A 12376-nucleotide genomic window follows, 5' to 3' on the forward strand; every position below is an offset into this window, starting at 1 on the left:
GATCCCCCTCTGCTCGCGTCAGGCCCGGCCCGGCCAGCCACGGATCGACAGGCCGTGGCTTCGCCGCCGGAGTGCGCGCAGTGTCGTCGGCGACCCGCTCGACACCGACCCCGGAGGTCCCCGTGGCCCGCACCCCGATCGACATCACCGTCCCCGACCTGACCGGCACCCGCGCCGTGGTCACCGGCGCCAGCGACGGCATGGGCCGGCACATCGCCACCCGTCTGGCCGCCGCCGGCGCCGAGGTGGTGCTCCCCGTCCGCAACCCGGACAAGGGCCGCGCCGCCCTCACCGCGATCACCGCTGCCGTGCCCGCGGCGCAGGTGTCACTGCGGACGATGGACCTGTCCTCGCTGGAGTCCGTCGCCGCCCTGGGTGCCACGCTGCGCCAGGAGGGCGTCCCCGTCGGGATCCTGGTCAACAACGCCGGCGTCATGACCCCGCCGCAGCGGCAGACCACCGTCGACGGTCACGAGCTCCAGTTCGGCACCAACCACCTCGGCCACGTCGCGCTGGTCGGTCAGCTGCACCCGCTGCTCACCGCCGGGCGCGCCCGTGTGGTGTCCCAGCTGAGCATCGCCGCCGACCACCACGCCGTGCACCACGAGGACCTGGACTGGGTGCGGTCCTACGACGGCATGAGGGCCTACAGCTCCTCCAAGATCGCGCTGGGGCTGTTCGGGCTCGAGCTCGACCGGCGCAGCAGGGCCGCCGGGTGGGGCATCACCAGCAACCTGTCCCACCCGGGCATCGCACCCACCGCCCTGCTGGCCGCCCGGCCCGAGGTCGGCCGCTCGCGGGACACCCTGGGCCGCCGGCTCATCCGGGTGCTGTCGGACCGCGGGATCCTGCTGGGCACGGTCGAGTCGGCGAGCCTGCCGGCGCTCCTGGCCGCCACCGACCCGGCCGCCGACGGCGGCCGGTTCTTCGGCCCCAGCGGCTTCCGCAACCTCGGGGGCGCCCCGGCCGAGCAGCCCCTGTACAGCCGACTGGTCGACCCCGCAGAGGCCGCCCGGGTCTGGGACCTGTCCCTGCGGCTGACCGGCACGACCGCCCTGGACGCCTCCCCGAGGTGATGACCACCGCGCGGGTGGCCCCCGGCTGTCGGTGGTCTGTGCCACGGTGTCCGCACCCGACGAGGAGGCACAGATGGCCCGGACGACGACGACCGCACCCGACGTGACGGTGGCGGAGGTGCGCACCGAGCTGGCGGCCCTGGTCGACCCCCGGATGCGGGAGGTCAACCTGCGGCACGGCGACGACCACGGGGTGAACCTGACCGCCCTGCGCGGCTTGGCGAAGCGGCTGCGGACCCAGCACGAGCTGGCCCGGGAGCTGTGGGCCACCGGGGACTCCGACCCCCGCCTGCTGGCGCTGCTGGTCTGCCGTCCCAAGGCGTTCTCCCTCGAGGAGCTGGACACGATGCTGCGCGAGGCCCGGCGGCCCAAGGTGCACGGCTGGCTCGTCGACTACGTGGTGAAGAAGACCGCGCACGTCGAGGAGCTGCGGGTGCGCTGGCTGGCCGACCCGGACCCGGTGGTCGCGAGCGCCGGCTGGGCGCTGACCACCGACCGGGTGGCGAAGGCCCCCGACGGGCTGGACCTGTCCGGGCTGCTGGACGTGGTCGAGGCGGAGATGGCCACCGCGCCCGAGCGGCTGCAGTGGGCGATGAACCACTGCCTGGCCCAGATCGGCATCGAGCACCCCGCCCTCCGTGCGCGGGCGATCGCGATCGGCGAGCGGCTGCAGGTGCTCGCCGACTACCCGACCCCGCCGAACTGCACCTCGCCCTTCGCCCCGGTGTGGATCGCGGAGATGGTGCGCCGCCAGGAGGCGGCACGCTGAGGCCCGTTCAGCCCAGCTCGCTGTCCACCCAGCACCAGCGCCACGCCTCGTCCGGTTCGGCGCTGACGACGACCGGGTGGCTGCTGGCGTCGTAGTGCGCCCGGGAGTGCCGGCGTGGCGAAGAGTCGCAGCAGGCCACGTGCCCGCAGCTGAGGCAGGTCCGCAGGTGCACCCAGGTGGTGCCCTCGGCCAGGCAGTCGACGCAGGCCGCCTCCGGGTGCGCCGCACCGGCGGGGGCCGCGGCCAGGTGCGCGCACGCGGCGGCGCGCGGGCGCGGTGCCAGCGCACGGTCCCGATCGCCGGACACCACCTCCTCGTTGCGGTCCAGCAGCGACTCCTCGACGTCGATCGCGGCCAGCGCCGCCTCCAGCACCTCCCCCGGCGCCGTGCCCTCGTCCCGCGCCCGGACGACGACCTCCCGCTCGGCGTCCAGCATCTGCATCCGGAGCCGCGCGTAGACGCTGGAGGGCGTGTCCTGGTCGGCCAGCGGGCGGCCCAGCCGCTCCCAGGCCGCGTGCGAGCGGGCCACCGAACGGTCCCGCAGCCGGTGCACCACGCCCTCGGGCTCGTCCCCGGTGGTCAGCTCGGCCAGTCGACGCAGTCCGGCGGCGTTCGCCGCGTCGCCCAGCTCGGCGGCCTGCAGCGCGTCCTCGGCGGGGTCCGGGGCGGGCAGCCCCACCCGGCGCACCAGCCAGGGCAGCGTCGACCCCTGCAGCAGCAGGCTGCCCACCACCACGGTGAACGCGGCCAGCAGCAGCACCTCGCGGTCGGGGACGTCGGCGGGCAGCACCTGCGCCGCGGCCAGCGTGACCACCCCGCGCATGCCCGCCCACGACACCAGCCCGGCGACCGCTGGCCGCCAGGCCAGCCGCCGCATGCCCGCCGTCCCCACGGTGAGCACCCCGGCCAGCCCGAAGACGAACACGAACCGGGCCACCACGGTCGCCACCAGCACCCCGCCGCAGACCAGCGCGATCCGGCCCCAGCCCAGCCCGCTGTCCCCGGCGCCGGCGAGCAGGCCGGGCAGCTGCAGCCCGATGAGCAGGAAGACGCCGTTCTCCAGCACGAAGGCCACGGTCCGCCAGGTGACCGCCTCGGTGACCCGGGCGGTCGCCGTCTGCACCCGGGGGGAGAGCTGGGCCAGCGTCAGACCGGTGACGACGGTGGCCAGCACCCCGGAGGCGTGCACCTCCTCCGCGGCCAGGAACGCCAGGTAGGGGGCGACGAAGGAGACCAGCGTGTCCAGCACCGGGTCCCGCAGCCGCGCCCGCACCACCGCCAGCACCGCGGCGACCACCCCGCCGACCAGCACGGCCCCGACGACGGCCCAGACGAACTCCAGCGCCACCTCGGGCGCCGACGGCGAGGACGTCAGCGCCGAGACGGCGACGCTCAGTGCGATGAGTGCGGCGGCGTCGTTGACCAGGCTCTCGTGCTCGAGCAGGGTGCCGACCCGCCGGGGAAGGCCCAGCCGCCGGCCCACGGCCGACGCGGCGATCGCGTCCGGCGGCGCCACGACCGCGCCCAGTGCGAGCGCTGCGGCCACCGCCACCCCGGGCAGCAGCAGCCAGGTCACCGCACCCACGACCACGGTGGTGAACACGACGAGCACCACCGACATCGCGACGATGCTGGTCTTGTTGTGCCGGAAGTCGAACAGCGACGTCCGGGCCGTCGTGGCGTACAGCAGCGGGGGCAGCACCGCGAAGAGCACCACGTCGGGGTCCAGCTGCACCTCGGGCACGTGCGGCAGGTAGGACGCCGCTGCACCCACGACCACCAGCACCAGCGGGGTCGGCAGGCCGAACCGGTCGCAGAGGCCGGCGACCACGCCCACCGCGATCACCAGGGCCACCAGCTCGGCGGTCAGTTCCACGCTCGTCCGTCCCGGTCCACAGCGGAGGATCCTGTCAGCCCAGCGGACCCCGCAGTGCGTCGAGGACGGGTGCGTACATCCGGGCCTTGATGGTGCCCAGGGTCGGTCCGGCCTTGCCGGTGAGGGCCGCGGCCAGCTCGACCGCGGTGTCGCGGACGGCGTCCTCGGCGACGGCGTGCTCGACGATCCCCGCGGCGCGGGCGTCCTCGCCGCCGTAGCGGCGGGCCGTCGTCATCGACTCGTGGGCGGTCTGCGGCGCGAGCCGGGCCTGGATGAGCGCGGACATGCCGAGGGTGAAGGGCAGCCCGATGTCGGCCTCGGGCAAGCACCAGAACCCGCGGTCGGCGCGCATGACCCGGGTGTCGTGGGCCAGGGACAGCATGGCGCCGGCGGCGAAGACGTGGCCCTGCAGGGCGGCCACGGTGATCAGCGGCAGCGACAGGCAGCGGGCCAGCAGCACCTGGACGTCGGCCAGGTACGTCTCGTACTGGTCGCGGTGCGCACCCAGCCAGTCCAGGTCCAGGCCGTTGGAGAAGAACTTGCCCGTCGCCGCGGTGACCAGCGCGCGCGGGCCCTCGGCGGCCTCGACCTCGTCCAGGGCGGCGTGCACGGCGGTCAGCCAGTCGGGGTGGAAGCGGTTCTCGGTGTCGCCGAGGTCGAGCACGAACACGTCGTCGTGGCGGTCCAGGGTGGGCACGGGTCTCCTCCGGGGGACGGCGGCCCACGCGGGCCGGCGCGGCTGGTGACGATCCTCCACGTCTGCGACGCCGGTGGAGGCGGTCGTCGTGTCCTGAGTACCAGCACCCAGCCCGTCACCCGTCCGTCCGGGGAAGCTCGGGGGATGACCACCCCTCGCGAGCCCGTCGTCCCGCGCACCACCCGGCCCCGCTGGCCGCTCGTCGGCGCCGCTGTCCTGCTCCTGGTCGCGTTGGGGACGGCGGTGCTGCTGGCGCGACCGGTCGTCGGCGCCGACATCGGCGGTGGGCTCGCGCTGCTGTGCACCGCCCTGCTCACCGTTGCGCTCGGGGTCGCGCTCGCGGTCCGGTCCACCGCCGTCGTCCCGCGCCGCGTGGCGTCGGGCGCCCTGGCGGTGAGCGGCGTGGCGGGGACCGTGTCGGCGTTCGTGGCCGTGGACGGCTCAGCCCAGCGCATCGCGGTCATCGGTGCGGCCGCGGTCGCCACGTCGCTGGCCGCTCTCCTCGCCCGGTGAGGGCGTGCCGGGTGGGCCTCAGCGCATGCTGACGACGATCTTGCCCTTCGCCCGCCCGGTGGCCAGGTGCTCGTAGGCCCGGTCGGCCTCGGCGAACGGGTACACCCGGTCGATCACCGGACGCAGCGTGCCGTCGTCGACGAGGGCGGCGATCCGCTCGAGCTGGGCACCCGAGGCGTGCACGAAGAGGAACGAGTAGCGCACACCGTGCTTCGCGGCCTGCCGGTTGGTGCGGAACGCCAGGGCTCCCATGACCACCTGCAGGACCGGGTTGAGCCCCATCCGCACGGCGAACCCCCGGTCCGGTGGCCCGCTGACCCCGACGACCTGCCCGCCGCGGCGCAGCACGCCGAAGGACCGGGTGAGCGTCTCCCCGCCCAGCCCGTCCAGGACGACGTCCTGGTCGTGCACCAGCTCGGTGAAGTCCTGCGTGCGGTGGTCCACGACCAGGTCGGCGCCGAGGGCGCGCACCCACCCGACGTTGCTGGTGCCGGTGGTGGTGGCCACGGTGGCACCCAGGTGCTCGGCCAGCTGGACGGCGATGCTGCCCAGGCCCCCGGAACCGGCGTGCACGAGGACCCGCTGCCCCGGCTGGACGGCGGCCCGCTCGACCAGCACCTGCCACGCGGTCAGCGAGACCAGCGGCAGCGACGCCGCCTCGGTCATGGACAGCGACGTGGGCTTGCGTGCCAGGTCCCCCTCTGCGACGGCGACCCGCTCGGTCATCGTCCCGCCGGGCCGGGCCAGGTCCGGGCAGCCGTAGACCTCGTCGCCGACGGCGAACCGGGTGACGGCGCTGCCCACCGCGGTGACGACGCCGGCCAGGTCGAGGCCGTGGGTCATCGGCATCTCGGCCGGGAGGAAGGCCTTGAAGGCGCCCTTGCCGGCCAGCAGGTCCGCGACGTTGAGCGAGGCGGCGTGCACCTCGACCAGGACGTCGTGGGCACCGAGGACGGGCTCGGCGACCTCCGCCAGGTGCAGCGGTGCGCCGTACGCGTCGATCTGCCAGGCCTGCATCGGTGGGTCCTCTCGGTGGTGCTGCGGCGGGACCCCGAGTCCACCACCTGGCTTGCCTAGATGCAAGCCAGGTGGGTCACCCGCGGGGCAGGCGCCGGGTCTGCCGCGCCGACGCCACCAGGCGGCCCGCCTCGTCGTGCAGCGACGCCTCGTCGACACAGGCCCACCCGTCGCTCCAGGCCACGACCTGGTCCACCCGCACCCACGCCCCCACCGGCGGCGGCTCCCCCACCAGGTGCAGCGTCAGCTCGACGGTGGGCAGCCCGACCGGCGCCGTGGTGACGGCGAACAGGCTCGGCGGCAGGACGTCCACCAGCACCCCGAGTGCGACCAGCGGGTCGGTGATCCCGGCCGAGGGCCGCAGGCGCGTCCACATCGTCAGCCGCGGCTCGGCACCCCCGGTCAGCGGCCGGCCCGAGCCCACGGCAAGGAACTCGGCGTGCTGGCTCATCGGCACGAAGTCCACCGGCAGGACCAGCTCCTCGGCGTCCCCGGGGACCACCCAGCCGACCGGCAGGGTCGGGACGGGCACCGGTCCGACGGTCGCCGCACCTGCCGCCGAGGACACCAGCACCTGGCTGACGGCGCACAGCAGGTCGCCCTGCCGGGCCTCGACCCGGATGCTCGAGGTGGCCGCGACCCGGTCCGCCACCGCCTGCACCACGAGGGCCACGTCGGGCACGACCGGGACCAGCAGGTGGGTCGCCGCCGTCCGGACCAGAACCTCGAGGCCGGGCGAGCCCTGCCGCGCGACGAGGTCGCGGGCGGCCTGGAGCACCGTACCGACGACCAGACCACCCTGGACGGCGGTGAAGGACCGCCACGTCGGGTCCCAGCGGTGGGTGGTCAGGGCGTCGACGGTCGGCGGCATGCCGGCACGCTACAGCTGACTCAACCCGCCGTGAGTCAGCTCGCGGTGCGGACCAGGCCGGGCCCCGGTGAGACCTCGACCTCGCCCGGACCGACCCGGTGCCCCTCGGTGCACCGCAGCTCGACCTGCACCGGCGCACCACAGTCCGCGTGGTCGACGGCCAGCGTCGGACCCGCCTCGGGGCTCGCGTAGCGGTCCCCCCACTGCCGCAGGGCCATCAGGGCCGGGACGAGGTCGCGGCCCTTCGCAGTCAACCGGTACTCGTCGCGCCCACGGCTGCCCGGCTCCCGGTAGGTGTGCCGCTCCAGCAGCCCGCTGGCCACCAGGTCCTTGAGCCGGCGGGCGGTCATCGGCTCGCTGAGCTGGGCCCGGACGGCGAAGTCGCTGAAGCGCGTCGTCCCCAGGCTGGCCTCGCGCATCAGGAGCATCGTCGAACGGGCGCCCACCAGGTCCAGGGTCGCGGCGATGGAGCAGCCGTCGGTGGACCAGTCGGCACGCTCTGCGGCGAGGTCGGACACGGGACCACCCTACGCCTGACTTGCTGGCCGTTCAGTCAGATGGTGTACACCTGACTCAACCGCAGTTCCGCCAGCTGTCCGAGGAGCGCCCGTGCCCACCACCCGTGACCTGTCCACCGCCACCGCCCTGGTGACCGGCGCCAACCGCGGCCTCGGCCGGCACCTCGCCGCCGAGCTCGTCCGCCGGGGTGCCACCGTCTACGCCGGCGCCCGCGACCCGCGCTCGGTCGACCTGCCCGGCGTCGTCCCGGTCCAGCTCGACGTCACCGACGCCGCGTCCATCGCCGCCGCCGTGGAGGCCGCACCCGGGGTCGACCTGCTGGTCAACAACGCCGGGTCCGCCACCGGCGCCGACCTGCTCACCGGGTCCCTGGACGACGTCCGCACCGAGCTGGAGACGCACTACGTCGGGTCCCTCGCCGTCACCCGCGCCTTCCTGCCCTCCCTGGTCGCGCACGGCGGCTCGGTGGCCAACGTGCTGTCCGCGCTGAGCTGGGTGACCTTCCCGCCGATCGGCGCCTACGCGGCGGCGAAGTCCGCCGCCTGGTCGATGACGTCGGCGATCCGCCAGCAGCTGGCACCCCAGGGCGTCACGGTCACCGCACTGCACGTGGGCTACATGGACACCGACATGGCCGCCGGCGCCGAGGGCCCCAAGGCCGACCCGGCCGAGGTCGCCGTCGCCCTGCTGGACGCCGTCGCCGCCGGCGAGTACGAGGTGCTCGTCGACGACACGAGCAGGCAGGTGCGCGCCGGCCTGTCCGCCGACCTCACCGCGCTGTACCCGCACCTGGCCTGAGGCCCGGGGCTCGCGTCCGGTCGTCGGCACGACGACGATGTGCCTCGGACGGTCGGCACCCGCCGGCCCACGGGGAGGACGACGACGTGACGGTGCTGGCCAGGCTGGGTGGACTGCTCGTGGACGCGGCCCTGGGGCTGCCGCTGCGCGCCCGCGCGTACAGCGTCGACCGCGACGTCGCCGTGCCCATGCCCGACGGGGTGACCCTGCTCGGGGACCACTACCGGCCGGCCGGCCGCGGGCCGTGGCCGGTGGTGCTCATCCGGCTGCCCTACGGCCGGGCCGGGCTCTTCGCGCACGCCTTCGCCGCGCCCTACGCCCGCCGCGGCCTCCAGGTCTTCGTGCAGTCCACCCGGGGCACGTACGGCTCCGGCGGGCAGTTCCGGCCCTTCACCACCGAGCACGAGGACGGGCTGGCGACGCTGGCCTGGGTCCGTGCGCAGCCCTGGTGCGACGGGCGGGTGGCGATGACCGGGGGCAGCTACTTCGGCCACACCCAGTGGGCGGTCGCGCCCTACGCCGACCCGCCGCTGGTCGCGGTCTCCCCGCACATCACCGCCGCCCGGATCACCAGCGCCTTCTACGACCACGGCGCCCCGGGGGCCGAGAACGCGCTGCGGTGGGCGGTGCAGATCGGGGCGCAGGAGTCCGGCGGCCTGCCGCTGCCCACGCCCTGGGGGAAGGCCCGGGTCGAGCGCGCCCTGCGACGGTGGCCGTTGCAGGCCGCCGACACCGTGGCCGGCGGCGCCCCGGTGCCGTTCTGGCGGGACTTCACCGGCCACGCCGGCCCGGACGACGACTTCTGGCAGACCGCCGACCACCACACCGCCGACCTGTCCTCCTTCCCGCCGGCCAACGCCGTCACCGGCTGGTGGGACCTCTTCGTCGCCCAGCAGCTGCGCGACGTCACCCGGCTGCAGGAGGCCGGCGTCCCGGTCCGGCTCACCGTCGGCCCGTGGATCCACGGCGAGCCCGGCGAGATCCGCGAGCTCGTCCGCACCGACGTCGCCTGGCTGGGCCACCACCTGCAGGGCCGCCGGGCCCCCCGGGGAGCCCCGGTCCGGCTGTACCTGCAGCAGGCCGACACCTGGCTGGAGGCCGCGAGCTGGCCGCCGCCGGGCACCCGGACCGAGCACCACCACCTCCACGCCGACGGCTCGCTCACCCCCGCGCCGCCCGCCGGAGGGGCCACCAGCACGTTCGTCTTCGACCCGGCCGACCCCACGCCGACCGTCGGCGGGCCGCTGCTGCAGGGCCCGGGCAAGCAGGCCGACAACGCCGCCGTCGAAGCGCGCCCCGACGTGCTGGTCTTCACCGGCCCCGCCCTGACCGAGGACCTCGACGTGGTCGGCCACGTCGGCGCGCGGTTGTACCTGCGTCCCGAGCTCGAGCACACCGACGTCTTCGTCCGGCTCTGCGACGTCGACCCCGACGGCGTCTCCCGCAACGTGGTCGACGGCATCCGCCGGCTGCACCCGGCCACCGTCCCCGCCGACGACGTCACCCGCGGGGATGACGGCGTCCTCGCCGTCGACGTCGAGCTGTTCCCCACCGCCTACCGGTTCCGCCGGGGCCACCGGCTCCGCGTGCAGGTCTCCGGCGGCGCCTTCCCCCGGTTCGCCCGCAACAGCGGCACCGAGGAGCCGTTCGCCGTCTCTAACCGGGGTCTCCGGAACCGGGTCGTGGTGCTGCACGACGCCGAGCACCCCTCCCGGCTCGAGCTCCCCGTGCTGCCCACCCGGTGACGCCGTCCCTGCGTCGGCGCTCGGTGCTGGGACTCGGCTTCTGGGGCGGGTTGGCCGCGCTGGTGGGCTGCGGCTCGCGGCCCGCGCGCCCGGCCGACGGCCGCACCCGGTACGGCGATGACCCCAGCCAGTACGCCGACCTCTACCGGCCCACCGGGGCCCCGCGCGGCGTGGTGGTCGTGGTGCACGGCGGTTTCTGGCGCGCCCAGTACGACGCCACCCTGGGCGCCCCGCTCGCCGAGGCGCTGGCCGGGCAGGGCTGGGCCGCCTGGAACCTGGAGTACCGCCGCGTCGGGGACGGCGGCGGCGTCCCGGCCACCCTGGACGACGTCGCCGCGGGCATCGACGCCCTGGCCGACACCGACCTGGACCTGACCACCGTGCTGGCCCTGGGCCACTCGGCCGGTGGCCACCTCGCCGTCTGGGCCGCGGGCCGCCCGGACGCCGTCGTGCCGCTCACCGGCGTCGTCTCCCAGGCCGGCGTCCTGGACCTGCGGACGGCGTTCGACACCGGGCTGGGCGGCGGAACCGTGCGGGCCTTCGTCGGCGGCGAGCCCGACGCAACGGTCGACCCGTTGCAGCAGGTGCCCCTCGCCGTCCCGGTCCGGTGCGTGCACGGCCGCTCCGACGGCAACGTCCCGCTGAGCCAGTCGCAGGCCTACGTGGCCGCCGCCACCGGCGCCGGTGCCGACGCCACCCTCACCGAGGTCGAGGGCGACCACTTCACGCTGATCGAGCCCTCGGGGCCGGTCTGGGACACCCAGCTGCAACTGCTCGCCGACCTCGCGTGAGGGCCCGGGCCAGCGGGTAGGGCGACCGGCATGAGCGGCAAGTCGGCGAAGGACTACGAGGACGACTACACCGAGCCCGAACTGCGCGCCCGGCTCAAGGACGAGATCAAGACCGGTGAGAAGGGCGGCCGGAGCGGGCAGTGGAGCGCGCGCAAGAGCCAGCTGCTGACCCACGAGTACGAGGCGCAGGGCGGCGGCTACCGGCACGAGGGCGAACGCACCCCGGCACAGCAGCACCTGCAGCAGTGGACCGACCAGGACTGGCACACCGCGGACGGCGACGCGGAGGCCCGGGACGAGGACGGCACCGCCCGCTACCTCCCCGACGCCGCCTGGGAACTGCTCAGCGACGCGGAGCAGGCGGCCACCGACCGCCCAAGCACCGTGGATCCACCCAGCACGTGTCGAACACCGAGGCCGCACAGCAGGCCCGCGCGGCCGCCGAACTGCTCGACGTCGACGCCGACGAGGCCCGCCGCAGGGTGCGCCGGATGCTCGGTGCCGACCAGCTCGACCGCGCCGAGCGGGCCGAGTCCGAGCTGGGCCGCGACCGGAAGACGGTGCTGGAGCAGATCGAGCGACAGCGGGAGCACTGAGACCGTCGGACCCCTGGGCCACACTGCGCCGGTGACCGCCTTCTTCCTCCCCCGCGCCGAGGACGCCGACCAGGCCGAGCGGCTCTACGAGGCCCTCGCCGAGTTCGCCGGCTGCGAGCCCGCGCCGCCCGGCGCCCGGGTGCAGTCCGTCGTCTTCACCGTCGACGGCGCCCGGTGGGTGGCCGCGGTCGGCGAGGAACTGGCCGGGAGGCACACCACCTCCCGGTTGCGCCGCGGCGAGCTGATCGAGCTCACCCGGGAGCTGACGACGTCCACCCGGGTGCTCGCGGTCTACCCCGGCGCGCCGTTCACCGTGGTCACCGACGCCGCCCCGATCACCGGCGCGACGTCGGAGTGGGCCAACCCGTTCACGGTCACGCCGGAGGAGGTCGTGCTGTTCACCGGGTGAGCTGAGTAGTCACCCGCTGCACCGGCCGCGCGGTCCCGGGCACCGTCGTCCCCGACGGGCGCACCCGGCGCCCCCGGTGGACGGAGACCCCCATGAGCGCGAACACCAACCCGATGAAGAACAAGAACACCGCCGCGTTCTTCGCCCAGGCCGCCCTGGCCTTCGGCGTCAGCGCCGTGGGCCTGCTGGTCGGCATCCTGTACCTGCCGCTGGACGCCTGGCAGCGCTCGTTCCTGGCGATGACCGGGCTGTTCGTCATCACCTCCTCGTTCACGCTGGCCAAGGTCATCCGGGACGCCCAGGAGGGTTCCAGTGTGCTGAGCCGGCTGGACGAGGCCCGGCTGGAGCGGCTGCTGGCCGAGCACGACCCGTACCGCGCCAACCAGCTCTGAGGCCGCTCAGACCGAGAGCAGCACGGCACGGAGCACGACGACGGCCAGGAAGACGACGGTGAACGCCAGGTCGAGCCCCACCCCGCCGATGCGCAGCGGCGGGAGCGCCCGGCGGACCGGGGCGATCACCGGCTCGGTGAGGCCGTGGGTGAACCGGCGGACGCCACCGATCCGGGCGGCCCCGGCCGGGGCGAGCACCCCCACCCAGTCGACGACGACGCGGGCGACGAGCACCAGCTGGAACAACAGCAGGACGGTGGCGAGCAGGGTGGTCACGGTGGGTCCTCCGATCGGTGGGAGCCCACTG

Annotated in this window: 15 protein-coding genes; 9 read left to right on the plus strand and 6 right to left on the minus strand. The window is 75.2% G+C overall.

Going from position 1 to position 12376, the window contains the following annotated elements; translation table 11 throughout:
- The first annotated feature begins 122 nt into the window (after positions 1 to 122).
- Together AC0IVP_RS04900 and AC0IVP_RS04905 are read left to right on the plus strand one after the other, a co-directional pair.
- Positions 123 to 1076: an SDR family oxidoreductase gene (locus tag AC0IVP_RS04900; RefSeq protein WP_471754970.1), complete on the plus strand. Its 954-nt coding sequence runs from the start codon at positions 123 to 125 to the stop codon at positions 1074 to 1076.
- Positions 1077 to 1122: 46 nt separating this feature from the next.
- The gene (locus tag AC0IVP_RS04905; protein WP_471754972.1) at positions 1123 to 1845 is read left to right on the plus strand and encodes a DNA alkylation repair protein; all 723 of its coding nucleotides are present in this window, start codon (positions 1123 to 1125) and stop codon (positions 1843 to 1845) included.
- 7 nt (positions 1846 to 1852) lie between these two features.
- Here the strand turns inward: AC0IVP_RS04905 and AC0IVP_RS04910 are convergent, their stop codons facing one another.
- Both AC0IVP_RS04910 and AC0IVP_RS04915 read right to left on the minus strand, forming a co-directional pair.
- Entirely contained in the window at positions 1853 to 3721 is a 1869-nt protein-coding gene (locus AC0IVP_RS04910; RefSeq protein ID WP_471754974.1) for a cation:proton antiporter domain-containing protein, read from the minus strand.
- Positions 3722 to 3755: 34 nt separating this feature from the next.
- Positions 3756 to 4418 (minus strand): enoyl-CoA hydratase-related protein, encoded by a 663-nt coding sequence (locus AC0IVP_RS04915; protein WP_471754976.1) that lies wholly within the window; start codon positions 4416 to 4418, stop codon positions 3756 to 3758.
- A 144-nt stretch (positions 4419 to 4562) separates the two neighbouring features.
- On the opposite strand from AC0IVP_RS04915, the gene AC0IVP_RS04920 reads away from it, so the two are divergent.
- The gene (locus tag AC0IVP_RS04920; RefSeq protein ID WP_471754978.1) at positions 4563 to 4931 is read left to right on the plus strand and encodes a hypothetical protein; all 369 of its coding nucleotides are present in this window, start codon (positions 4563 to 4565) and stop codon (positions 4929 to 4931) included.
- Between the two features lie 18 nt (positions 4932 to 4949).
- Here AC0IVP_RS04920 and AC0IVP_RS04925 read toward each other — a convergent pair whose 3' ends face one another.
- The 3 genes from AC0IVP_RS04925 to AC0IVP_RS04935 form a co-directional block, all read right to left on the minus strand.
- The gene (locus AC0IVP_RS04925) at positions 4950 to 5948 is read right to left on the minus strand and encodes an NADP-dependent oxidoreductase (RefSeq protein WP_471754980.1); all 999 of its coding nucleotides are present in this window, start codon (positions 5946 to 5948) and stop codon (positions 4950 to 4952) included.
- 76 nt (positions 5949 to 6024) lie between these two features.
- Positions 6025 to 6819, minus strand: coding sequence for a thioesterase family protein (locus tag AC0IVP_RS04930; RefSeq protein WP_471754982.1), 795 nt, complete (start codon positions 6817 to 6819; stop codon positions 6025 to 6027).
- Positions 6820 to 6854: 35 nt separating this feature from the next.
- Positions 6855 to 7337 (minus strand): winged helix-turn-helix transcriptional regulator, encoded by a 483-nt coding sequence (locus tag AC0IVP_RS04935; protein ID WP_056298794.1) that lies wholly within the window; start codon positions 7335 to 7337, stop codon positions 6855 to 6857.
- Positions 7338 to 7428: 91 nt separating this feature from the next.
- Here AC0IVP_RS04935 and AC0IVP_RS04940 point away from each other — a divergent pair, with 91 nt between their 5' ends.
- The 6 genes from AC0IVP_RS04940 (at position 7429) to AC0IVP_RS04965 (ending at position 12069) form a co-directional block, all read left to right on the plus strand.
- A complete protein-coding gene (locus AC0IVP_RS04940) occupies positions 7429 to 8136 on the plus strand; it encodes an SDR family oxidoreductase (RefSeq protein WP_471754984.1) in 708 nt (235 codons plus the stop codon).
- Between the two features lie 86 nt (positions 8137 to 8222).
- Positions 8223 to 9881, plus strand: a complete 1659-nt coding sequence (locus AC0IVP_RS04945) for a CocE/NonD family hydrolase (RefSeq protein WP_471754986.1) — start codon at positions 8223 to 8225, stop codon at positions 9879 to 9881.
- Complete coding sequence (locus AC0IVP_RS04950; protein ID WP_471754988.1) at positions 9878 to 10672, plus strand: alpha/beta hydrolase family protein; 795 nt, start codon at positions 9878 to 9880, stop codon at positions 10670 to 10672. The genes AC0IVP_RS04945 and AC0IVP_RS04950 overlap by 4 nt, the downstream gene beginning before the upstream one ends.
- A gap of 401 nt (positions 10673 to 11073) precedes the next feature.
- Positions 11074 to 11268 carry a hypothetical protein gene (locus AC0IVP_RS04955; RefSeq protein WP_471754990.1) on the plus strand — a complete coding sequence of 65 codons (195 nt, stop codon included), beginning with the start codon at positions 11074 to 11076 and terminating at the stop codon, positions 11266 to 11268.
- 31 nt (positions 11269 to 11299) lie between these two features.
- Positions 11300 to 11677 carry a hypothetical protein gene (locus AC0IVP_RS04960; RefSeq protein WP_056298807.1) on the plus strand — a complete coding sequence of 126 codons (378 nt, stop codon included), beginning with the start codon at positions 11300 to 11302 and terminating at the stop codon, positions 11675 to 11677.
- Between the two features lie 92 nt (positions 11678 to 11769).
- Complete coding sequence (locus AC0IVP_RS04965) at positions 11770 to 12069, plus strand: YiaA/YiaB family inner membrane protein (protein WP_056298810.1); 300 nt, start codon at positions 11770 to 11772, stop codon at positions 12067 to 12069.
- A gap of 6 nt (positions 12070 to 12075) precedes the next feature.
- On the opposite strand, the gene AC0IVP_RS04970 is transcribed toward AC0IVP_RS04965, so the two are convergent.
- Positions 12076 to 12345: a YggT family protein gene (locus AC0IVP_RS04970; protein ID WP_056298813.1), complete on the minus strand. Its 270-nt coding sequence runs from the start codon at positions 12343 to 12345 to the stop codon at positions 12076 to 12078.
- Positions 12346 to 12376: the final 31 nt, after the last annotated feature.

Source organism: Klenkia sp. AC732, assembly GCF_979256525.1.